The 22286-nt window shown below is 64.4% G+C and carries 21 protein-coding genes and 1 pseudogene; 14 read left to right on the top strand and 8 right to left on the bottom strand.

Going from position 1 to position 22286, the window contains the following annotated elements:
• The first annotated feature begins 6 nt into the window (after nucleotides 1-6).
• The 4 genes from JN531_RS04185 to JN531_RS04170 all read left to right on the top strand — a co-directional run bounded on the left by JN531_RS04185 (nucleotide 7) and on the right by JN531_RS04170 (nucleotide 4604).
• Nucleotides 7-1002, top strand: a complete 996-nt coding sequence (locus tag JN531_RS04185) for an alpha/beta hydrolase (RefSeq protein WP_228347600.1) — start codon at nucleotides 7-9, stop codon at nucleotides 1000-1002.
• Nucleotides 999-2036 (top strand): esterase/lipase family protein, encoded by a 1038-nt coding sequence (locus JN531_RS04180; protein WP_228347599.1) that lies wholly within the window; start codon nucleotides 999-1001, stop codon nucleotides 2034-2036. Before JN531_RS04185 ends, JN531_RS04180 begins: the two co-directional genes overlap by 4 nt.
• An 82-nt stretch (nucleotides 2037-2118) precedes the next feature.
• Nucleotides 2119-3354, top strand: a complete 1236-nt coding sequence (locus tag JN531_RS04175) for an NAD(P)/FAD-dependent oxidoreductase (protein ID WP_228347598.1) — start codon at nucleotides 2119-2121, stop codon at nucleotides 3352-3354.
• Nucleotides 3354-4604 carry a serine hydrolase domain-containing protein gene (locus JN531_RS04170; protein WP_228347597.1) on the top strand — a complete coding sequence of 417 codons (1251 nt, stop codon included), beginning with the start codon at nucleotides 3354-3356 and terminating at the stop codon, nucleotides 4602-4604. Before JN531_RS04175 ends, JN531_RS04170 begins: the two co-directional genes overlap by 1 nt.
• Nucleotides 4605-4610: 6 nt before the next feature.
• Here JN531_RS04170 and JN531_RS04165 read toward each other — a convergent pair whose 3' ends face one another.
• Both JN531_RS04165 and JN531_RS04160 read right to left on the bottom strand, forming a co-directional pair.
• Nucleotides 4611-5558 carry a response regulator gene (locus JN531_RS04165; RefSeq protein ID WP_228347596.1) on the bottom strand — a complete coding sequence of 316 codons (948 nt, stop codon included), beginning with the start codon at nucleotides 5556-5558 and terminating at the stop codon, nucleotides 4611-4613.
• A complete protein-coding gene (locus tag JN531_RS04160) occupies nucleotides 5555-7366 on the bottom strand; it encodes a DAHL domain-containing sensor histidine kinase (RefSeq protein ID WP_228347595.1) in 1812 nt (603 codons plus the stop codon). The genes JN531_RS04165 and JN531_RS04160 overlap by 4 nt, the downstream gene beginning before the upstream one ends.
• Nucleotides 7367-7544: 178 nt before the next feature.
• Between JN531_RS04160 and JN531_RS04155 the strand changes: the two genes are divergently transcribed.
• Nucleotides 7545-8045: a nuclear transport factor 2 family protein gene (locus JN531_RS04155; protein WP_228347594.1), complete on the top strand. Its 501-nt coding sequence runs from the start codon at nucleotides 7545-7547 to the stop codon at nucleotides 8043-8045.
• A 6-nt stretch (nucleotides 8046-8051) separates the two neighbouring features.
• Here the strand turns inward: JN531_RS04155 and JN531_RS04150 are convergent, their stop codons facing one another.
• The gene (locus JN531_RS04150) at nucleotides 8052-8966 is read right to left on the bottom strand and encodes a LysR family transcriptional regulator (protein ID WP_228347593.1); all 915 of its coding nucleotides are present in this window, start codon (nucleotides 8964-8966) and stop codon (nucleotides 8052-8054) included.
• Between the two features lie 88 nt (nucleotides 8967-9054).
• Here JN531_RS04150 and JN531_RS04145 point away from each other — a divergent pair, with 88 nt between their 5' ends.
• The 6 genes and pseudogenes from JN531_RS04145 to JN531_RS04120 all read left to right on the top strand — a co-directional run.
• Nucleotides 9055-10284: an acyl-CoA dehydrogenase family protein gene (locus JN531_RS04145; protein ID WP_228347592.1), complete on the top strand. Its 1230-nt coding sequence runs from the start codon at nucleotides 9055-9057 to the stop codon at nucleotides 10282-10284.
• Complete coding sequence (locus JN531_RS04140; protein WP_228347591.1) at nucleotides 10281-11183, top strand: alpha/beta fold hydrolase; 903 nt, start codon at nucleotides 10281-10283, stop codon at nucleotides 11181-11183. The genes JN531_RS04145 and JN531_RS04140 overlap by 4 nt, the downstream gene beginning before the upstream one ends.
• On the top strand, nucleotides 11180-12250 hold the full coding sequence (locus JN531_RS04135) for a phosphotransferase family protein (RefSeq protein ID WP_228347590.1): 1071 nt from the start codon (nucleotides 11180-11182) through the stop codon (nucleotides 12248-12250). The genes JN531_RS04140 and JN531_RS04135 overlap by 4 nt, the downstream gene beginning before the upstream one ends.
• Nucleotides 12251-12354: 104 nt before the next feature.
• Nucleotides 12355-13044: a histidine phosphatase family protein gene (locus JN531_RS04130; protein WP_228347589.1), complete on the top strand. Its 690-nt coding sequence runs from the start codon at nucleotides 12355-12357 to the stop codon at nucleotides 13042-13044.
• Nucleotides 13045-13048: 4 nt separating this feature from the next.
• Nucleotides 13049-13798: an SDR family oxidoreductase gene (locus JN531_RS04125; protein WP_228347588.1), complete on the top strand. Its 750-nt coding sequence runs from the start codon at nucleotides 13049-13051 to the stop codon at nucleotides 13796-13798.
• A gap of 133 nt (nucleotides 13799-13931) precedes the next feature.
• Nucleotides 13932-14798 (top strand): annotated as a pseudogene (locus JN531_RS04120) (IS3 family transposase); the annotation flags it as partial.
• Between the two features lie 252 nt (nucleotides 14799-15050).
• Here JN531_RS04120 and copD read toward each other — a convergent pair.
• The 4 genes from copD to JN531_RS04100 all read right to left on the bottom strand — a co-directional run bounded on the left by copD (nucleotide 15051) and on the right by JN531_RS04100 (nucleotide 17225).
• Nucleotides 15051-15995, bottom strand: a complete 945-nt coding sequence (gene copD / locus JN531_RS04115; RefSeq protein WP_228347587.1) for a copper homeostasis membrane protein CopD — start codon at nucleotides 15993-15995, stop codon at nucleotides 15051-15053.
• 15 nt (nucleotides 15996-16010) lie between these two features.
• Nucleotides 16011-16397 (bottom strand): copper homeostasis periplasmic binding protein CopC, encoded by a 387-nt coding sequence (gene copC / locus JN531_RS04110; RefSeq protein ID WP_228347586.1) that lies wholly within the window; start codon nucleotides 16395-16397, stop codon nucleotides 16011-16013.
• 23 nt (nucleotides 16398-16420) lie between these two features.
• Nucleotides 16421-16696, bottom strand: coding sequence for a heavy-metal-associated domain-containing protein (locus tag JN531_RS04105; protein ID WP_228347585.1), 276 nt, complete (start codon nucleotides 16694-16696; stop codon nucleotides 16421-16423).
• Nucleotides 16697-16757: 61 nt separating this feature from the next.
• Nucleotides 16758-17225 carry a DUF411 domain-containing protein gene (locus JN531_RS04100; RefSeq protein ID WP_228347584.1) on the bottom strand — a complete coding sequence of 156 codons (468 nt, stop codon included), beginning with the start codon at nucleotides 17223-17225 and terminating at the stop codon, nucleotides 16758-16760.
• 476 nt (nucleotides 17226-17701) lie between these two features.
• On the opposite strand from JN531_RS04100, the gene JN531_RS04095 reads away from it, so the two are divergent.
• The 3 genes from JN531_RS04095 to JN531_RS04085 all read left to right on the top strand — a co-directional run bounded on the left by JN531_RS04095 (nucleotide 17702) and on the right by JN531_RS04085 (nucleotide 21494).
• A complete protein-coding gene (locus JN531_RS04095; protein ID WP_228347583.1) occupies nucleotides 17702-19552 on the top strand; it encodes a copper resistance system multicopper oxidase in 1851 nt (616 codons plus the stop codon).
• The gene (locus tag JN531_RS04090) at nucleotides 19549-20511 is read left to right on the top strand and encodes a copper resistance protein B (protein ID WP_228347582.1); all 963 of its coding nucleotides are present in this window, start codon (nucleotides 19549-19551) and stop codon (nucleotides 20509-20511) included. The genes JN531_RS04095 and JN531_RS04090 overlap by 4 nt, the downstream gene beginning before the upstream one ends.
• 209 nt (nucleotides 20512-20720) lie before the next feature.
• Nucleotides 20721-21494 (top strand): glutaredoxin family protein, encoded by a 774-nt coding sequence (locus tag JN531_RS04085; protein WP_228347581.1) that lies wholly within the window; start codon nucleotides 20721-20723, stop codon nucleotides 21492-21494.
• Between the two features lie 184 nt (nucleotides 21495-21678).
• Here the strand turns inward: JN531_RS04085 and JN531_RS04080 are convergent, their stop codons facing one another.
• Nucleotides 21679-22194, bottom strand: coding sequence for a DUF305 domain-containing protein (locus tag JN531_RS04080; RefSeq protein WP_366522399.1), 516 nt, complete (start codon nucleotides 22192-22194; stop codon nucleotides 21679-21681).
• Between the last annotated feature and the right edge of the window lie 92 nt (nucleotides 22195-22286).

Below are 22286 nucleotides of genomic sequence, written 5' to 3'. Positions count from 1 at the left end.
ATGGACATGCAAACTTCCGCTGTACCGGCGCGCCTGCCGGTTCCCGCCGCCGAGGTGGTGCAGCACCGCGACATTCCCATCAGCGCGCGCAGCCGCGTCCTGATCTGGTTGCTCAAGACCTTCCTGCGGCCGTGGCTGGCGCGGGTGGTGCGCGGCAGTGACGAGCAGATCGCCAAGGTGCAGTTGCGCATGTCGCGCATGCGTTGCCCCAACACCCACGGATTGCCGTTGGACTACATCCCCATCGGACGCGTGCCGGCGCATGTGTTCGGCGACCTGCGCGACACCGGCAAGCCGGTGCTGCTGTGGCTGCACGGCGGCGCCTTCATCCTGCCGGCCTCGCCGCCGGCGCATCTGGAACTGGTGGCCGGGTTGGCCGCACGGGCGGGCATGCACGGCGTCTTGCCGGACTATCGGCTGGCACCACGCAACCGTTTTCCGGCGGCGCTGGACGACTGCGAGATGCTCTACCGCAGCCTGCTCGATCTCGGCTTCCCGGCCCATCGCATCATCGTCGGTGGCGACTCCGCCGGGGGTAATCTGACGCTGGGGCTGCTGCAGCGCATCCGTGCGCGGGGCTGGCCGATGCCGGCGGCGGCCATTCCGGTGTCGCCGGCCACCGAGCTGGGGCGGATTCACGCGCCCCCGTCGCGGCCGTGGAATGCCAGTGGTGATCCCATTCTGCCGATCGCGGCACTGCAGCGGGTGGACGAGATGTATGCCGGCGACTGGGATGCCAGCGACCCCGAGTTGTCGCCCCTGTTTGCCGACTGCACCGGCTTTCCGCCGCTGTACCTGATGGCCAGTGACAGCGAGGTGCTGCTGGACGACACCGTGCTGTTCGCGCGCCGTGCGCGCGCTGACGGTGTCGACGTCTGTTGCGAGATCTGGCCCCGGCTGCCGCACGCGTTCCCCTTGTTCGGGGCGCTGTTTCCCGAAGCGCGGGTGGCACGCAGGGCGATGCTCGAATTCATCCAGGCCCGACTGGGAGTGGCGGCATGATCCTCAGACTTGCGGCGGGCGCCATCACCCTGGCGATGCTGGCCGGCTGTGGCGACGACCGCCTGCAGCTCGGCGAGCCGCCGCTGGAAACCCCGGTCGATCTGCTCGACAAGGCGTTGGCCTGTACCCCCTTCACGCATCCTGACAAGCCGCCGGTGCTGCTGGTGCACGGCACCTTCACCGCCGGCTGGGAACAGTACGACTGGACCTATGTGCCGCTGCTGGTGGAACGCGGCTTCGACGTCTGTGTGGTCACCTATCCCGACCGCGGCTTCGGCGACATGCAGGTCGATGCCGAGTACGTGGTGCACGCGCTGCGCCGCATTCATGCCGAGAGCGGCCGCAAGGTGGCAATGATCGGGCACAGTCAGGGCGCGCTGATGCCGCGCTGGGCCCTCAAGTACTGGTCATCGGCCCGCAATGCGGTGGCGGATTTCGTGCTGCAGGCCGGCCCCAATCACGGCACGGCCCTGGCGGACGTCAATCCGCTGGCGCTGTTGCCGGTGGACGTGCTGCCCGTGGTCGGCGGCCTGCTGGGGTTGCCGGAAGTGCTGTTCCAGTTTGCCCGGGGTTCGAACTTCATCGCGGCACTCAACGCCGGTGATGAGACCCCGGGTGATATCGACTACACCAGCCTGTACACCGTGTTCGACGAACTGGTGCAGCCGGCGCTGCCGGTACCCACGGCCGCGCTCGATCTCGACCAGGGCAACCCGAAGGTGGCGAACCTGCTGTTGCAGGACTTGTGCCCCGGGCGACTGGTTGATCATGTGACCATCGGGCTCACCGACCGGCTCAGCTTCGAACTGGCGCTCGATGCGATCAGCGAACCCGGGCCGGCCGATTTTCAGCGTGCCGGCGGCGCTGCGCTGTGTGGCCTGCTGCCGATCGTGCCCGATCAGATCGTCTCGCCTGCCGCGGCGACGGCCCTGCTGGGCATCGTCCGCCAGTCGGCCGAGGCCGGGCTGCCGCAGCTGCGCCTGCGGGCCGATGAGCCGCCGCTCAAGCCCTATGCACAGCAGGACGGCGGCTGAGCGGGGATAATTGACCCGATGGAGGGCAGCGACCAAGGCGCTGCCCGGATTTCAACGGACGACGACAAGGGGAAACGCGGCAATGACAGAACTCGGTGCAGAACACACCGTGGTGATCGTGGGGGGCGGCCAGGCCGGCGGTGAGACCGCTTCGGAACTGCGCAAGCAGGGCTTCGAGGGCCGCATTGTCATCGTCGGTGAGGAAACCCAGCCCCCCTACAAACGGCCGCCGCTGTCCAAGGCCTACCTGGCCGGCAGCGTGCAGGAAGCCAACCTGTTCGTCATGCAGCCGCCGATTCTGGAGAAGCATCGCATCGAGTTTGTCGGCGGCACCGCCGTTCAGGCCATTGATCGTGAGGCGCGACAGCTCACGCTCGCCAACGGCGAGACGCTGGGCTATGACCGGCTGGTGCTGGCCACTGGTGGCCGCCCGCGGCCGTTGCCGGTCGACGGTGCCGATGCCGCCAACGTGTTCCTGCTGCGCAGCATCGACGACGTCAATCGCATTCGCGAGCGTTGTGCCGAAGGCAAGCGCGCGGTGATCGTCGGTGGCGGCTTCATCGGCCTCGAAGTGGCGGCGGTGCTGTTGAAACAGGGCCTGAAGGTCACCGTGCTGGAAGGGCTGGACCGGGTGCTGGCGCGGGTGACTGCGCCGGAGGTTTCGCAGTTCTTCGAGCGGGTGCATCGCGAAGCGGGCGTCGACCTGCGCACCGGTGCCCAGCTGGCCGGCTTCGAAGGTCATCCCGAGGTCACCGCGGCGCGTCTGGCCGACGGCAGCACCGTGCCGGCCGACCTCGTCATCGTCGGCATCGGGCTGATCGCCAATACCGAGCTGGCGGCCGAGGCCGGGCTGGTGGTCGACAACGGCATCGTCGTCGACGAATTCGGTCAGACCAGCGACCCGCTGATCTATGCCGCCGGTGACTGCACCAATCACCCCAGTGAGTTCCTGGGGCGGCGGGTGCGGCTGGAATCGGTGCAGAACGCCATGGAGCAGGGGCGCGCCGTGGCCCGCAACCTGATGGGCAAGGCCGAGCCCTACCGCAACGTGCCGTGGTTCTGGTCCGACCAGTACGACCTCAAGCTGCAGATGGTGGGCATCTCCACCGGCTTCGAGCAACTGGTGCTGCGCGGCGACCCGACCACCGAGCGCAGTTTCGCCGCGTTCTATCTCAAGGGCGGCAAGTTGATCGCCGCGGATGCGGTGAGCAAACCGCAGGAATTCATGTTCGCCAAGAAGCTGGTGGCCGAGGGGCGTCCGGTTGACGCCGCCAAGCTGGCCGATCCGGACGTGCCGCTGAAAGAACTGGCCGCCTGATGCCCACCTGGCTGCGGCGTCAGCGCGTCCAGGTACCCAAGCATCTACAGGCGCTGGTCACGGTCGATCATGCCGCCGAGGTGCCGCCGGAACGGCTGGGACTGCAGCCGGCCCGGGTCGAGGCGGTGTGGGCGGCAGTAGAGCAGCTCTATCGCACCGGCTTGCAGCCGGCCATCACCCTGGTGGTGCGACGTCACGGGCAGGTGGTGCTGAAACGCGCCATCGGCGCGGTGCGCGGCAATGCGCCGGGCGAGGCCGGGCCGTTGGTGCCGCTGCATCCGGATGCGCCGATGTGCCTGTTTTCGGCGTCGAAGGCGATCTCCGCCCTGCTCATCCACAAGCTCGCCGAAGACGGCAAGCTCAGCCTCGATGATCGCGTCGCCGCCTACATTCCCGAGTTTGCCGCCCACGGCAAGCACCGGGTCACCATCCGCGAGCTGCTGGCCCACCGGGCCGGTATCCCCACCATCGCGGTCGAGGCGCAGGGGCCGGAGCTGCTGCGCAACTGGGATCTGCTGGTGGCGATGCTGTGTGCCGCCAAGCCGTTCGATCCGCGCTTCGAAAAGCAGGCCTATCACGCGCTGACCGCCGGCTTCATCGCCGGCGAAATCGTCCGCCGGGTCGGGGGGATCGAACTGCCGGAGGCCCTGCATCAGTGGCTCGCCAAGCCGCTGGGCCTGCAGTACATGACCTACGGCATCAAGCCGGCATGGCGGGACCGATTGCCGCCCAACGTGGTCACCGGACCGCAACCGGTGTGGCCGCTGACGGCCTATATCCGCAGCATCATCGGGGTGCCGTTTGCCGAGGGGGTGGGGGCGTCGAACGACGATGCCTTCCTGTCCACCGTGGTGCCCGCTGGCAATATCTGTGCATCCGCCGACGATGTCAGTCGGGTGTTCCAGATGCTGCTCAACGGCGGCAGCCTCGATGGCGTGCAGGTGCTGCAACCGGAGACCGTGCGACGGGCCATCGAGCCGGTCGGGGGGCTGCAGTTCGACCGCACGCTGAAAGTGCCGTTGCGATATTCGTCCGGGTTCATGCTGGGCGAGAAGCCGGTCGGGCTGTACGGCCCGGATTGTCGCGAAGCCTTCGGGCACCTGGGGTTCGTCTCGGTGCTGGCCTGGGCCGATCCCCGGCGCGCGCTGTCGGTGGCGCTGCTCAATACCGGGAAATCAGTCGCGCCAGGCGGTGTGCTGCGCCTGGCCGCGGTGCTGCGGGCGTTGGCGCGCGCTTGCCCGCCGGTGTGACCGGGCTCAACTGCCCCAGCGCTTCACCCGGTCACGCAGCCCCTTGATGCGGTCGAGCAGCCCCACCGCCGGCGAGCCGACCGGGGGTGGTGTTGCCGGGGCGCTGACCTCGTAGCGCTGATGCAGTTGCGGTGCCGCCGCCAGCCGCTGGTGGTGCCGCAGGGCGGAGCTCACGGTGATCTTGCACTGACTCTCGTTCAGCGGCTTGGTGATGAAGCGATAGATCTGCCCCTGGTTGATCAGTTCGATGGCGGCGCCGGCATCGGCACGCTCGGTGAGAATCACCGACACCATCTCCGGGTGATGCTGTTTGAGCGTGCCCAGCAACGACACCACCGGATGCGACTGCACCCGGGTGTCGGACACCACCACCCCGATGTCGTGCTGTTCCATCTGTTCGATGGCGGTGGCCATGCTGCCGGCGCCGACCACCCGCACCTCGGTGCCGAGAATGGTCTGCAGACGCGGAGCGACGGCGGGATCGTCATCAAGCACCAGCACCGTGGGGGCGCCGGCTGCGGCCGCGGGTGCGGTATCTCGGCTGCCGCTGGTCGGGGTGTCCGCAGCGGCCGAGGCGCGCGCCGCCGCCACCGCGCGGGCGAGGGTGCCGCCGAGGTCGTCGTTGATCCACGGCTTGTTGACGAAGCGGAAGATCTCGCCCTCGTTGATCGAGCCGATGATGGCGTTGAGGTCGGAGTAGCCGGTCAGCAGAATACGCATCGCATTGGGCTGCAGATCGCGGGCACGTCGCAGCAGGTCGATGCCGGTCATGCCGGGCATCCGCTGGTCACTGACGATCACGTCCACCGCCTGCGCCTGCAACACCCCGAGCGCAGCGACGCCGCTTTCTGCCAGCAGCACCTGGTAGGCGTTGCGGAACAGCATCCGCATGCTGGTCAGCACGCGCGGTTCGTCGTCGACGAACAGCACCTTGGGCTTGTCGGTGTCGCTCATGCGGTGGCGTACAGCGCAGGGGTGCCGTCGGCCGTCGCGGCCTCCCGACGGGGCTGCCGACGCGGCAGGTGGATGATGAATTCGGTGCCCTTGCCCGGCTTGGAGCGGACATCGATGCGGCCGTGGTGGTCCTCGATGATGCGGTAGACGATGGAGAGGCCGAGGCCGGTGCCCTTGCCGACCGGCTTGGTGGTGAAGAACGGTTCGAAGATGCGCGCGCGCACCTCGTCGGTCATGCCACTGCCGGTATCGAGAATGCGGATGGCGACGCCGTCACCTTCGGCCTGGGTATGCAGATAGATGCGGCCCTCGTCCTCGATGGCCTGGGCGGCATTGGTGATCAGGTTGAGGAACACCTGGTTGAGCTGTGAGGGCGAACACTCGATGTCGGGCAGTTCGCCGAAGCGCTTCACCACTTCGACCTTGTGCTTGAGCTGGTTCTGGCCGATCTTCAGCGCCGATTCCAGGCCGTCGTTGACGTTGAACAGGTCGTCGCGCGAGCGGTCGACCCGCGAGAAATCCTTGAGGCTGCTGACCAGTTCCGCCATCTGCTGCAGCCCGTGCTCGGCATCGCCCAGCAGGTTGTCGAGATCGGCGGTGAGCTCGTCGGCACTCAGTGACTCCCGCAGGGCCTGCGCCGTGGCCATGCGGGTGGCGACCTCCTCGTCGCTGGCCGTGTCGCTACCGATGCAGTCGAGCGCGGCGCTCTGGGCGCTGACCAGCTGGCGCAGGTCGGCCAGCGAGGTGCGGACGATCTCATTGTTGCTGCGGACGTAGCCGAGTGGCGTGTTGATCTCGTGTGCCACCCCCGCGACCATCTGCCCCAGCGAGGCCATCTTCTCCGACTGCACCAGTTGCGCCTGGCTGGCCTGCAGGTCGAGCAGCGCGGTGCGCAGCTCGCCGGTGCGTTCGCGGACCTGGTCTTCGAGGTGATCGTTGGCCGCATCCAGTTCACGGTAGGAGCGATTGAGGCGCACGCCCAACCAGGCCAGCATCAACAGCAGGATGGCCGCATAGGCGACCAGCCAGCTGCGGTACTGGTTGGCGGTGGCGACGCGGGTGTTGTTCCACGCGGTGTAGGTCTGTTCCAGGTCCCGCAGGTGCTCGGCGGTGGGGCGGGCGAGGAAGCCGCTGACCCGGTTCACCAGTTCATCCTTGTCCGCCATCACCTCGCGGGTGCGGGCGCGCAGCCGGGCCAGCGCCGTCTGGAACGCCTCCGGTTGCGCCAGCGCCAACGCTTCCAGCTCGGTGATCATGCCGGTGATGTTGGGGCCGTTGGTCGGGGTCTGGACCACCCCGTAGGTGGTGACCTCGGAACGCAGCGAGCTGAGCAGGCGCCGGACATCCTCGACGTCGTCAGTGGCGGCGGTGGCGAGCAGGTCATCGGCGGCCAGCGGCACCGCATCCATGCCGGCCACCAGTCGCTGGTTGACCAGGATGTTGCGGGCCTCGAAGTCGAAGGCCAGTTCGAACTTGGCCTCGATGGTGTCGAGAAAGCGGGTCAGCGCCGCGTCGACGGCCGGGTTGAGGCCGCGCAGGGCGATCGGCCCTTCATCGAGTGCATCGAGGGCATCGCCAAGCTGGGCGGTGGTGGCGGCGCGTTCATCGGCGACATTGGCCATCGAGCTGACGCCGACCTGGGTCACCGCCCGGTTGAGTCCGACATCCAGGGCATCGACCGTGCGCAACATTCGCAGACGGTCCTGATGCCGTTCGTTGTCGACGGCCAGGGTGCCGCGCACCAGAACCACCAGCAGGCCGATGGCGGCGGCCGCCAGCAGCAGGCTCAGAAGCTGCCGAATGCCCATCGTAAGGCTCCCCTCTTGGTATGGCCGCGGCGAACCGGGCGCTTATGGCGGTAACGGTAGGCAAGCCCCGGCGCTCTCACGTCATCTGTTCGGATGAGAAGGTCTCGCCCGAACGGGGGATTCGCCGCGGCGCTGGCTCGGCTGAACTGCCGCCCACATCTATTGGAGGAGACGCCCGATGAACACCGCCGCAATCGAGCAGCGCCTGCAGGCGCTGGAAGACATCGAAGCCATCCGTGCCCTCAAGGCCCGGTACCTCGCCAGTTGTGACGGCAAGGACCCGGCCGCCATCCGTGCCTGCTTTGCCGATGGCACGGTGGACATCGACTACGGCGCGGTCGGCCGTTTCGACAATGCCGATGCGCTGGTGGCGGTGTACACGCAGATCGCCTGTCATCCGCACATGGTGGAGATCCACCACGGCAGCAATCCGCAGATCGAGGTTGAGGGCCCGGATGCGGCGAGCGGCACCTGGAGCCTGCAGTACGGGCTGATCAACACCCGCGAGAAGAACCTCACCCAGTTGGCCGGGTACTACGAGGACGGCTATCGCAAGATCGACGGCGCCTGGAAGATTGTGCGCACCCGCTTTGTGGCGACCTCCACCCTGGCCCTGGACCTCGATGGCAGCCAGGTGCAGGTGCTGTTCGCCGGGCGCACACCCCCCGCAGCGGCCTGATCGGGCTCAGGCGGCAGCGGCCATCGTCGGCAGCTGGTCGCGCAACCAGCGCAGTGCCGGGTCGGCATCGCGCAGCCGGTGCCAGGTGCAGAACAGGGCGGCAGGCGGTAGCGGCACCGGTGCCGCGAAACAGGCCAGCGGATAGCGCTGGCGTGCCGCATCGGCATGGTGTCGGGGCAGGGTCAGCAGCAGGTCGGACCCGGCAACAATCTCGCAGGCGGCCTCCAGCAACTGGCAGCGCAGGGCGATCTGGCGGCTGATGCGATGCTGCTGCAGGTGCAGGTCCTCCAGCGCCATGCCCGAACGCCGCGACGACACGATCACGTGGCGTGCCGCCAGGTAATCCCGACGTGTCAGGCGGCGGCGGCCGGCGCGGCTGACCACGCAGAACTGGTCGTCGCCGATCTGTTGCTGACGCAGCTCCGGGTCATTCAGGCGCACCACATCGACGGCGAGATCGAGACGCTGGGCCGCAAGGTCGGCGGTGAGGTTGGCGCGGTCGATGCGCACGCTGTCGAGCCGGGCCTGCGGTGCCGCCGACCGCAGCCGTGCGCTCAGCGGCGGCAACAGGGTCGGCTCCAGCTCGTCGGGCATGGCGATCCGCAGCTGCTGCAGATCCTGTGCCGGATCGAACGGGTGCGCCCGATACAGCGCGGCCTCCAGCCGGCCGAGGGCATCGTGGATCTCGGGCGTCAGCCGCCGCGCCAGCGCGGTCGGCGTCACGCCGCGGCCATGGCGCTCGAACAGGGGATCATCGAGCTGCTGCCGCAGTCGCGACAGGGCATGGCTCACGGCCGATGGTGACAGGTGCAGGTGCTCGGCAGCCCGTGCCAGATTGCGTTGCTGGGCGATGGCGTCGAACACCCGCAACAGATTGAGATCGAGCCGCGCCGACAGGCTTGAATGATGCATGTTCTTCATGAATATGACTGCATGAACTTCACTTTATGCAGTGTACGCGCAGCGCTAGCATCCGGGGCTCTTCCCCCCGCCCTGTCAGGAGCGACACATGGACTTCGAACAATCTGCCCGGTCCAAGGACTACCAGAAGCGCGTCCGCGCCTTCATCGACCAGCACATCGCGCCGATCGAGCAGGACTACTGGGACCAGGTGCTGGCGCGCCATAACGGCGGCGACTGGACGAAATGGACCATCCCGCCGCTGATGGAGGAACTCAAGGCCAAGGCCCGGGCCGAGGGCCTGTGGAACCTGTTCATGCCGGACCCCGAACTGGGCGCCGGCCTGTCGGTGCTGGAATACGCGCCGGTCTGCGCCGAGATGGGCCGCAGCCTGATCGCCCCCGAGGTGTTCAACTGCAACGCGCCCGACACCGGCAACATGGAAGTGCTGTGGAAGTACGGCAACGATGCGCAGAAAGCCGAATGGCTGACGCCGCTGCTGGCCGGCGAGATCCGCAGCGTGTTCTTCATGACCGAGCCGGAGGTCGCCAGCAGCGACGCCACCAACATGCAGGCCACCGCCGTGCTCGACGGCGACGAGGTGGTGCTCAACGGCAAGAAGTGGTGGAGCAGCGGCGTCGGCGATCCGCGTTGCAAGGTCGGCATCTTCATGGGGCTGTCGCTGCCGGATGCCAGCCGTCATGGTCAGCACTCGATGGTGCTGGTGCCGCTGGACACGCCGGGGGTGGAGATCCAGCGGATGCTGCCGGTGTTCGGCGAATACGATGAGCCGCACGGCCACGGCGAGGTGCACTTCAACAACGTGCGGGTGCCCAAGGCCAACATCATCGCCGGGCTCGGCCGTGGCTTCGAGATCGCCCAGGGCCGCCTCGGGCCCGGCCGTATCCACCATTGCATGCGTTGCCTCGGTGCTGCCGAATCGGTGCTGGACCTGATGATCCGCCGCGGCATGGCGCGCACCGCCTTCGGCAAACCCATCCTCAACCTCGGTGGCAACCGTGAACGCGTGGCCGATGCCCGCATCGCCATCGATCAGGCGCGGCTGCTGACCCTGTTCGCCGCCTGGAAGATCGACCAGGTCGGCGCGATCCCGGCGATGACCGAGATCAGCGCCATCAAGGTGGTGGCGCCCAATGTGCTGCAGCAGGTCTGTGACTGGGCGATCCAGTTGCATGGCGGCATGGGCGTGTCGCGTGATGTGCCGCTGACCGCCTTCTTCGCCCAGGCCCGCTCGTTGCGGCTGGCGGATGGCCCGGATGAAGTGCACAAGGGCGTGATTGCCCGTATCGAGCTGGCGAAGCGCGGCCTCGGCAAGTGAGTCTCGCCAGCCGGCTCGACCACCGGCTGTATGCGCGGCTGGCCCCCCGACGCGCCACGGCCGACCCGCTGCCCGGGCTGCGCTGGATCGACACCCCCGCCGGCCGGGTGCGGGTGCAGGACAGCGGCGGCAGCGGCCCGGCGGTGCTGCTGGTGCCCGACGGCCCCTGCGTGATCGAGCATTACGCCGATCTGGTGAAGCGGTTGGCGCCGCGGGTCCGGGTGCTGGTGGCCGACCTGCCGGGCTTCGGCTTCAGCGCCCCGGGCCCGCGCTATGACCATCAACTGCGGGCCGGTGCCGAAGTGTTGCTGGCGCTGCTGGACGGCCTGGGCATTGAGCGTGCGGTGTTGGGGCTGTCCTGCGTCAACGGCTACTACGGCATCGCCGCGGCATCGCTGGCGCCGCAGCGGGTGGCGCACCTGCTGCTGGCGCAGACCCCGGGCATGGCGGCGATGCGCGACTGGACCCGCCGCATCGTGCCGCGGCCGATCCGCATCCCGCTGCTGGGCCAGCTGATCAACTTCGCCCAGCGGCGGGTGGTGGCCGAGGGCTGGTACAAGGTGGCGCTGGGGCGCCGCGAGGACCGCACCCGGTTCCAGCAACCCGCCGATCATGCGCTGGCCAACGGTGGCTGCTACTGCTTCGCCAGCGTGGTGCAGGGCATGCAGCGCGCGCGGCCCGACGACCCCTTGCTGGGGCCGATCGCGGTGCCGGCCACCCTGCTGTGGGGCGAGTCGGACCGCAGCCACCGCCACACCGACGCCTCCAGCCTGCGCGCGCACCTGCCCGAGGTGGCGATCCGGGTGGTCGAGCAGGCCGGCCATTTTCCCGATCTCGAGGCGGCCGAGGTCTACGCTGCGGTACTGTTGAAGCTGCTCTTCCCTGACGAGGCGACATGACTGGAACATCCGTACTCGACCGCGGTGGCGCGGTCCGCGAAGGCGAAACACTCGATGCCGTGGCCGTCAGCGACTGGCTGCAGGCCCAGGGGGTCGCATTGGAAGGCGCGCCCGAGGTCACCCAGTTTTCCGGCGGCGCTTCCAATTGGACCTATCGCCTGCAGTACCCCAACCGCGACCTGATCCTCCGCCGCCCGCCGGCCGGCACCAAGGCCAAGGGCGCCCATGACATGGGGCGCGAGTTCACCGTGCAGTCGGCGTTGAAGCCGGTCTACCCGTACGTGCCGGCGATGGTGGGCTTCTGCCAGGACGAGGCGGTGATCGGCAGCGAGTTCTACGTCATGGACCGCATCGCCGGCATCATCCCGCGCAAGAACCTGCCGCGTGGCATGACGCTGACACCGGCGCAGGCGCGCCGTCTCTGCGAGAACATGCTCGACCGGCTGATCGACCTGCATCGGGTGGATGTCAGCGGCACCCCGCTGGAAAAGCTGGGCAAGGGCAGCGGCTACGTGCAACGGCAGATCGACGGCTGGTGCGCACGCTGGGACAAGGTGCCGACCTGGAACGTGCTGAAGTTTCGCGACGTGCAGCAGTGGCTGAAGGCGAACATGCCGGCCGACGTCGCCAACGGCGTCATCCACAACGACTGGCGGCTCGACAACCTGGTGCTGTCACCCGACGACCCGACGCAGGTGATCGGCGTGCTTGACTGGGAGATGGCCACGCTCGGCGATCCGCTGATGGAACTGGGGTGCATCACCGCCTACTGGAACGAAGCCGGCGATGACCGCATCGCCCAGTTCATGCGCCGCCAGCCCACCCACCTGCCCGGCATGTTCAGCCGTCGCGAGGTGGTGGACTACTACCTCGGCAAGACCGGACTGAAGTGCGACAACTGGACCTTCTACGAGGTCTACGGCCTGTTCCGGCTGGCGGTGATCATCCAGCAGATCTACTACCGCTATCACCACCGGCAGACCACCAACCCGGCGTTCCGCCATTTCTGGGTGATGGCCAACTATCTCGGCCTGCGGGCGCGGCGTTTGATGCGGAGCGCACGATGACGCCGGCGATACCCTCACCCCACCCTCTGCATCCGCAGAGGGTCCCCCCCCTCTCCCGCGATGCGGGCGAGGGGTTGTCGTGCCGCGTTGCGGCGGGCTTAGTCTTGGGCGCGCTCTATCTGATCCGGCACGGACAGGCCAGCTTCGGCAAGGCCAACTACGATGCCCTGTCTGACACCGGCCACGAGCAGGGGCGGGTGCTGGGGGCGGCACTGAAAACGCGGGTGGTACCCGACGGCGTGTTCCGCGGCAGCATGCGGCGTCACGCCGAGACTTGCGACAACGCGCTGGCCGCGATGGGCCGGGTGATGACACCGGTGGTGCTCGACGGCTTCGACGAGTACGACCATGAAGAGATCATCGTCCGCTACAAGCCGATGTACGCGAACCGGCTGCTGATGAAGGCCGACCTCGCCAAGACCCTCAATCCGCGCAAGGCCTTCCAGGGCCTGATCACCGAGGCCATGCGGCGCTGGATGGCGGGCGACCATGACAGCGAGTACCGCGAGAGCTGGCCGCAGTTCCAGCACCGCTGCAACGACGCCGTGGAGATGGCCATCGAGCAGTTGGGGCCGTCGAAAACCGGGCTGGTGTTCACCTCCGGTGGTGCCATTTCGGCCATCGTCCAGCGCCTGCTCGGGCTCGATGACAACGGCGCCCTCACCCTGCAGTGGACCATGGCCAATGCCGGCGTCACCAAACTGCTCTACTCCGGCGAGCGCCGGCACCTTTCCAGTTTCAACGAACACGCCCACTTCGAGGGCGATCTCTCCCACCTCATCACCTATCGGTAATGTCATGACCCGCAAGAACATCCTCATCACCGGCGCCAGCTCCGGCCTCGGCGAAGGCATGGCCCGCCAATTCGCCGCCATGGGCCGCAACCTGGCCTTGTGCGCACGGCGCACCGAGGCGCTGGACACCCTCAAGGCCGAACTGCTGGCGGCGCACCCCGGCATCCAGGTCGAAGTGCGGTCGCTGGACGTCAACGACCACGACGCCGTGTTCGCCGTGTTCCGCGATTTCGATCAGGCCCTGGGGGGGCTCGACCGCATCATCGTCAACGCCGGCATGGGCAAGGGCGCCTCGCTGGGCACCGGCCATTTCCGCGCCAATCGCGAAACGGCGATGACCAACTTCGTCGCCGCGCTGGCCCAGTGCGAGGCCGCGCTGGAACTGTTCCGCGGCCGCAACGCCGGCCATCTGGTAACCGTGTCCTCAGTCAGCGCCGTGCGCGGCTTCCCCCGTGCCCTGACCGCCTACGCCGCCACCAAGGCCGGCCTTGCCAACCTCACCGAGGGCATCCGCATCGACCTGCTGGGCACGCCGATCAAGGCCACCACCCTGTTCCCCGGCTTCATCGACAGCGACATCAACCGCGGCATCAAGAATCGCCCCTTCGTGGTCGACACCGACACCGGCTGCCGCGCCATGGTGGCCGCCATCGAACGCGAACCCGACGAAGCCTTCGTCCCGCGCTGGCCGTGGACCGCCATGGCGGCGCTGATGCGGCGGATGCCCCTGAAGGCGCTCACGAAAATGGCGTAGCCGTTGATCGCAGAAAGGCCTCAACGACCAATAGGGGACTGATGGAGTTCCCAGGATTTGGTGGACACTCTTATCTCGGTGACCATGAAATCGGAGGTGGAAAGTGTCAGGACAGAGGGAATCTAGCAGTGTTCGGCGCAAGTACGAGTTCATCAAGAAATGTCAGAGCCAACACAAGGTCAGGATGATGTGCCGTCTTCTCGACGTCTCACCGAGTGGCTATTACGCCTGGCTGCAGAAGCCCGTATCAGACCGGGCACGTGAAGATGCTCGCCTACTGCGTCTGATCCGCGCCTCCTTCAGGGCCAGCCAAGGCGTCTACGGTGGGCCTCGAATCTTTCTCGACCTTCGAGAGGCCGGCGAAACGTGCAGCAAGCATCGCGTAGCGCGGCTGATGCGAGAGAACGGCGTGCGTGCCAAAGGCGGCTACCGTACTCGCCGATACGTTGTCGGTGGCAAGCCAGCCGAGCTGATCCCGAACCTCGTAAAGCGCAATTTCACCGTCTCACAGCCCAATCGTGTCTGGGTCACCGACATCACATATGTCCGAACTTGGGAAGGATGGCTCTACTTGGCCGTCGTTCTGGATCTGTTCTCGCGCAAAGTCATCGGGTGGGCTGTCCGCCACACTATCCACCGAGAACTGGTCATAGACGCCCTCCTGAAGGCCATCCGGGAACGCGGCCCCACCGACACAATCGTGCATTCAGATCAGGGATCTCAATACGGCAGCGATGATTGGCTCCGGTTCTGCAGAACCAACGGTCTCAAGCCGAGCATGAGCCGACGAGGTAACTGCTGGGACAATGCAGTCGCGGAATCCTTCTTCTCGAGCTTGAAGAAAGAGCGCATCAAGAAGCGCATCTACAACACGCGCCAGCAAGCGGCCGATGACATCGCCGAATACGTCGAAGGCTTCTACAATCGAACGCGACGACACGAACATTTGGCGGGCATTAGTCCCGAGCAGTTTGAGGCTGCGCTAATGCCCCAATGCTAGGTGTCCATAGAATCCTGGGAACTCCAGTGGGTTGTCTTGCAGCACTGCGTCGACGAGGGCTTCCGGACGCAAGGTCTTTGCGCTCGCTAACGGGTCGATCTGTGCCCATACGAAAGCGGGTACAAAGCTAAGCGAGAAGAGTGCGGCCGCGACGAGCCGCTGCATGCGCGCTAGATTTCGCATAGGAAGCCTCCGGTCTTCATGATCCATAGCATGCTGAACAGCCGCACGAAGGTTCTGGTCCATCTGTTGTCAGCCATGAGGGCTGAGGGTGCCGAGTACCGCTACGCTTACCAGAATCAGGAGCGCGATCGCCGCCTCGATGGTCACACTCAGTCGCAGGTGCTGTGCAGAGTGCGAAGGGACGCCGGTATGGATGTCACGTTCGAGCCGGGGCACCAACCACCAGCGATGCAGAGCGGCGAGGCCCAGCATCGCAGCGAATAGCGTCAGCTTGAGCAGCATCAGGTTGCCGTGCCGGCTGTGTAACAGCGGTGCGATGGACCAGCCGACCAGGCCCCCGTAGTGAAAGATGCCGGTCACCACCAGGACACCGACAAAGACGGCGCCTGGGCGCGAAAAGGTGTGCAGTGCCCGCCACAGCATGCGCAAGCCCTCACCCGCGGCGGGCTTGCCGTGTCGAACGAACAGAATCAGCAATGCGAAGATGGCCCCGATCCAGCCGCCGGCAGCGAGCAGGTGCGCCATACCAGCCACCAGCCGCACCGTACCACTTACACCCTCGCCACTGGCAGCGTGTCCGTTCCACGCCAGGCTGACCAGCGCCACGCCGGCCAGCAAGATCACTCGCCGAATGGGGAATGGGCGCTCGGCGCGCTGCGACTGCCAGCCCAGTACAGCAAGCAGCAGAACCAGCAGGAATGCTCGCGTCAGCCCGGCGCGCCCAGCGGGGATGTCGAACAGATACCAGGCCAAGTCGTCCCGTGCTAGATCGGAAACCGCGACCCCCATGATGCCAGCCGTGCTGCGCGCAATCTCAATGCCCACCAGCGCTAAGCCGAGCACCCCACAGATCAGGAGCCCCTGGGTCAAGGCCCATCTGGGCAGGGGGGGGTGCTTATCGCCGCTGATCGTTGAGGCAGCCGGACCGTACCACGCGAATAGCGGTAATCCGAACAGCAGCATCAAGTCCAGGTACTGCATGAACCGAAGCGTGTAGTCGGGAAGACTGGACATGATGTTGGCGCCCGCTCATTTGATGGTGAAGCTGTATTCGCCAGTCATCGGATGGTTGTCATCACCGACGGCGCGCCATTGCACCTGGTAAACGCCTACGCCGAGGGGACTATGCAACGTAGCGCGTAGCGTCTTGCCGTCGTTGATGAGATCAACGTCGATGTGCTCGATTTTCTCTGCGAACCCGCCGTCCTTTATGACGCTCAGCTCCAAGCGCGAGGCGCGAAGTACAAGCTGTTCACTGAAGACGAGATCGATCTGCTGCGGTGTCGTGACAACAGCATCGGCCGTCGGTGTGGATTTGACGAGGGAGATATGGGCCTGAGCGACCGATGTGATCAGCAAGCCGGTCGCAAGACAGGCACCAACAATCAGAGAGCGAAATTGGGTAGTACGGTTCATGTGCATTACACCTCTTCATATGTTTAAGAATTTCGGCTGCAGCAACTTCGGCCGCCGCCTCCTGTTGATTGGCTGGACAGGGTGTCGCCGCTTGCCAGACGCGCGGGATACCCGGCCTGTTGCAACGTCGACAGCAGCGGATCGTTGCCTTGATCGAAGTTGCCTCGAACTTGAACGCGGCCGGTGGTCAAATGCACTTCCACGGCATCGACTCCCGGCAGCGCTTTCAGCGCATCGGTGACTTTCGCGATACATGAGCCGCAGCTCATACCCTGGACGTCGAGATCTACTGTGTTCATGACTGTGTTCTCCTCTTGATCCCGAAGGTCACCGGGGACATTGGCCGTTTCATCGCATCGATCAGCGATAGGCTTGATAGACGCTGGCGCTGCCATCGACATGGATCAGCAAGACGTCGTAGGGGTCTTTGCGGTCGCCATAGAGCGGGCCGTCCATGCCAGGTGAACCGATCGGCATTCCGGGCACGGCCAGGCCGATCGCCTCGGGCTTTTCTTTCAGGAGACGCTTGATGTCGGCAACCGGTACATGGCCTTCGATAGCGTAGCCACCGATTCTGGCGGTATGGCAGGAACCAAACTGCCTGGCAATGCCGAGCCTTTCACGTATGTCGGTGTTGCCGGTATTGGAAGTACGCACCTGTATGTCCACTTCTTCAAGATGCTGAATCCACTCCTTGCAGCAACCACAGTTGGGGTCTTTCCAGACTTCCGCGCTCAACTCAGATGCAGCCGCCACACTAATACCGAGCATGGGAGATAGAAACAGACCCGCCAACCAGATGCGGTATTTGATAGCGACATTCATCATGCTCGACTCCGTGACTCTCAACTGTCGGTATAAGGGATTCATGGCAGTCGGGCGTAATTCGAGGCCCGAAATGCACCATGCGTCTTCTTCATACCGATGCTAGAGAGCAGGCGCTGTCAGACAGATGACCCCTGCGTTACATTTATGTCATTCACTTGTCATCTGTGCGGGCCATCTGAAATGACTATCAGATGACAGGAATGTAATGAATGAGTCATCCCTGCGACAGTGACTGTCATCTAAGTTGAATGGCATGAGTTCCACAGACTTGGTTCTATGGCGGTGCGCTATGTGACGCCTGCTCCAGAATGGCCCTGGGAATTGAAGCCGCTGCGGGTCGGGAACATCCGCATGTTCCGAATCGAATCCTTCCGCCGTGGCGACTTCGAATGCAGCAGACGCCTCATGGCATGGGTCGCAGAGATGTGCGTGCCCTGCCACTTAGGTCAATCCATACCGATCATAGGAGATCATTCATGTCATCCAGACCTTTCGGTTCAGAAGCCGAAGAAAAAATCGCACTATCACGGAGGCAGTTTGTTCACGGGCTGGCAGCTGGCGGCGCAATGCTTGGCTTGGGGTTATGGCCCAAACAGAGCTGGGCGCTGCGCTCGCCTGGGCAAGTGGAGGTAATGGCCGGCACGCAGTTCGACCTGAGCATCGGCGAAACTCTGGTCAACTACACGGGCCAGGTGCGCCCGGCCATCACCATCAACGGCTCCGTGCCCGGACCGATCCTGCGCTGGAAGGAAGGTACACGAGTGCAGCTTCGGGTCCGTAATGACCTGCCGCGTGGATCGATTCATGGCGACTCCACGTCGATTCATTGGCATGGCATCCTGCTGCCGGCGAATATGGACGGTGTGCCTGGCCTGAGCTTCGACGGCATCAATCGCGGAGAAAGCTACCTGTACGAATTCGACATCCGTCAGGGCGGCACTTACTGGTATCACAGCCATTCCGGCTTCCAGGAACAGGGTGGCATGTACGGGTCGCTGATCATCGATCCCATTGAGCCCGAACCGTTTTCTTACGACCGGGATTATGTGGTGTTTCTGTCGGACTGGACTGATCTTGACCCCACGTATTTATTTTCCCGCCTCAAGAAGATGTCCGATTTCGACAATTTCGCCAAGCAGACAGTCGGGGACTTCTTTGACGACGTACAGCAGCATGGACTATCGGCTACGCTTCAAAACCGCAAGATGTGGAGCGGCGAGATGCGGATGACACCAACCGACCTGTCGGACGTCAACGGCAATACGTACACCTTCCTGATGAACGGTACGACCTCGCTGGGCAACTGGACCGGCCTGTTCCGGTCCGGCGAGAAAGTGCGGTTGCGCTTCGTCAACGGCTCTGCGATGACCCACTTCGACGTGCGCATTCCCGGCCTGAAGATGACTGTGGTCGCGGCCGACGGCCAGTACGTGCATCCGGTTAGCGTGGATGAATTCCGTATCGCCACCGCGGAGACCTTCGACGTGATCGTCGAGCCCAGCGGCCAGGATGCGTTCACAATTTTCGCGCAAGACTTAGGCCGTACCGGTTACGTCAGCGGTACCCTGGCCGTGCGCGAAGGCCTGCGCGCTCCGGTGCCGTCGGTGGACCCCAAGCCGATTCTGACCATGGACGATATGGGCCATGGCATGATGATGGGTGGCGGCACGGGCCATGACATGGGCGCGATGTCAGGCGGCGCAATGGCCGGGATGCAGCACGCCGGCATGGACCATAGCCAGCACGGCACCTCGTCGATGCAGCCCGGCCCGATGGCGAGTATGGACCATGGTGCGGCGGGCATGCAGCAACACCCCGCCAGCGAGGAAGGCAATCCTCTGGTCGACATGCAGACGATGACCCCGACGCCCAGGCTCGATGACCCCGGCATCGGCCTGCGCGACAACGGCCGTAGGGTGCTGACCTATGCCGACCTGCGCAGTACTTTCAGCGACCCGGATGGCCGCGAGCCCGGCCGGGAAATCGAACTGCACCTTACCGGCCACATGGAACGCTTCGCCTGGTCGTTCGACGGCATGAAGTTCTCCGACGCGCAGCCGCTGCGGCTGAACTACGGCGAGCGCATGCGGATCGTGTTAGTCAACGACACCATGATGTCCCACCCGATCCACCTGCACGGCATGTGGAGCGACCTTGAGGACGAAGACGGCAACTTCCAGGTGCGCAAGCACACCATCGACATGCCGCCGGGCAGCAAGCGCAGCTATCGCGTGCGCGCCGACGCGCTCGGTCGTTGGGCTTACCACTGCCACCTTCTGTACCACATGGAAGCCGGCATGTTCCGCGAAGTGCGGGTGGAGGAATGAAACTCATGAAATCGATACCTGCCATCACACGCACGCGTTTACTCGGCGTTGCGATCGCGCTCGCGCTGGGCGGTGTATCCGCGCCAGTCTTCACACAGGAAATGGACCATTCCGCGATGGGGCACGGTATGCCGCCCGCGGAATCCATGGAGGAGATGGACCACTCCGCTATGGGCCACGACATGGAAGGCATGACGACCGAAGAACATGCCGGCATGCAAGGACAAGACCTGCCGGCGAACGCCGCGCCGCGCGAACCGATTCCGGCGGTGACCGATTCCGATCGCGAGGCAGCATTCCCCGATGTCGCTGGACACACCGTTCACGACGACGGCGTGCACTGGTTCGCGTTGCTCAACAGGCTCGAAACCTGGGACGCGGACGAAGGCAGCGCCATCGGCTGGGAAGGCAGCGGCTGGATTGGCACCGACCTGGACCGCGTATGGGTGCGCAGCGAGGGCGAATCAATCGACGGCAGCGTCGAGTCGGCCGATGTCGAAGTGCTTTATGGCCGCGCAATCGCACGGTGGTGGGACCTGGTCGCCGGTGTTCGCCACGACTTTGGGGAAGGGCCGTCGCAGACCTTCGCTGCCGTCGGTGTGATGGGTCTGGCGCCGTACATGTTCGAAGTCGAGGCGACCGCCTATTTCGGCCAATCGGGTCAGACCGGTCTTGGGCTTGAGGCCGAGTACGAAACGCTGTTCACCAACCGCCTGATCGGGACGTGGCTGGTCGAGGCCGAAGTATGGGGACAAGACGATCGGAAGCGCGGCATCGGTAGCGGCCTGAGCACGCTGGAGGCTGGCTTCCGTCTACGCTACGAGTTCCATCGTCAGTTCGCGCCCTACATCGGCGTGGTGTGGGAGCGCGCATACGGTGGCACCGCCGACTACCGGCGCGAACAGTCCCGCGACATCGAGGACACGCGCGTTGTCGCGGGCGTGCGCATCTGGTTCTAGGAGAGCCCACCGCTATGTCGCTCCTGAAACGTAAGGCCTCGATTATGTTGGTCGTCAGCACCCCTCATGTCGAGGACGGCTCCGGCGGCCGCCGATGTTCCGGCTGAAGGCGCGCTACCGCTGATGGTCGTCTACAACCCGACCTGGGTACCGTGGGCTGTGGGCCGAGCACATCGGCCGGCGGCTCTGGTTCTAAGAGGAGGTTTACCATGACAAAGCAGGCTGTCCCGGGCCGAAGCGGTGGTACGACGGCATCGCTCTATCGCCTGGCAACGAGCGATCACTTATGTCCGTATGGTTTGAAGACGAAGTCGTTCTTGGAACGACGGGGTTTCTCGGTCGAAGACCATCCATTGTCGACGCGAGAGGAAGCCGATCGTTTCATGCAAGAGCATGATGTCAAGACCACACCGCAAGTTTTCATCGGAGGCGAGCGGATCGGCGGCTATGACGATACACGCAAACACTTCGGCAAACGGCTGCGCGGCAAGGACGAGACGACCTACCAGCCGATTATTGCGCTATTCAGCGTTGCGCTCTTGATGGGGTTTGCAGTGAGCTGGTTCGCCGCCGGAACCTTGTTCAGCATCCATGCCGTCGAAGCGTCAATTGCCGTCGCCATGTGCTTGCTCGGTGTGCAGAAACTCCAGGACGTGGAAAGTTTCTCGACTATGTTCCTCAACTACGATCTTCTGGCGCGCCACTATGTACCCTATGCGTATTTCTATGCCTTTGGCGAGACGCTGGCGGGAGTTTTGATGCTAGCCGGAGCTCTGATGTGGGTCGCATCGCCCCTGGCTCTGTTCATCGGTACAGTAGGTGCCGTCTCGGTAATTAAGGCGGTCTACATCGACAAGCGCAAGCTCAAATGCGCCTGCGTTGGAGGCAACAGCAATGTGCCGCTAGGCTTCGTCTCCCTTACGGAGAATCTCATTATGATTGCAATGGCCATATGGATGCCGCTGCGCATGGGATGGATGTAATCAGAATAACGATACGCTCACGAAGTTTTTCGACAGCTGTCATCTTTAACCAGCATCAGCGATTGCAACCCTACTGCCTAGGTTTCTCTGGTGCTTGATTGAAGCAAGATGTCTGTCATCGGAAGTACGAGTTTCGAGAATGTTCGTCAATGAATGCGGTATCTGCAGACGAATTGACTGAACCCTACTGCGGCGAGCGTGACGATCCGCCATCTAGGCGCGTTCTAATTCGCTCCATCTGATCGATTTCGGATCGCTGCGCTCTAATGATTTCAGTGCAAAGGTCCACAAGCTCGGCGTCATTGAGATCGGCTTCGCGGCACATCAGGATCGCGCCGGAGTGATGCGGAATCATCGAATCGATGAACTGGCGATCATTGATGAGTATTTGCGCACGCGTCGCGGTAAACGATCCAACCGTTAAAACGGCAAAAAGTACATAGAGCGCGACGTTAAGACCTCCCTTGGAAAACATGTGCGGCATCGTTGCGAGCATGAAAATTCCCATAGGCGCCCACATCGTCACCGCCATATAGAACATGTTGAGATTGTTCCGGAAGTCGTGGATGCCATCGATCATCGTAAACATGACGATATACATGGCAATCAGGGCGAGGCCCATGTTGATCCAGAACATCAGGTAGGGTCGATGTGTTCTCTTCCCGTGACCATCGTCAGTCGTGTGTGAAGTGTGCTCCATCTCGAATCCCTTTCTCCAGCTTCAATGGTCATCCTGAGGAGCTGTCGCTGTCATTCTGATGACATTGCGATTACATTTTTGTAATCTCCGCG

It is taken from the genome of Flagellatimonas centrodinii (genome assembly GCF_016918765.2).
In the GTDB taxonomy this organism is placed as follows: domain Bacteria; phylum Pseudomonadota; class Gammaproteobacteria; order Nevskiales; family Nevskiaceae; genus Polycyclovorans; species Polycyclovorans centrodinii.
This window is presented reverse-complemented; position numbering and strand designations above follow the sequence as displayed.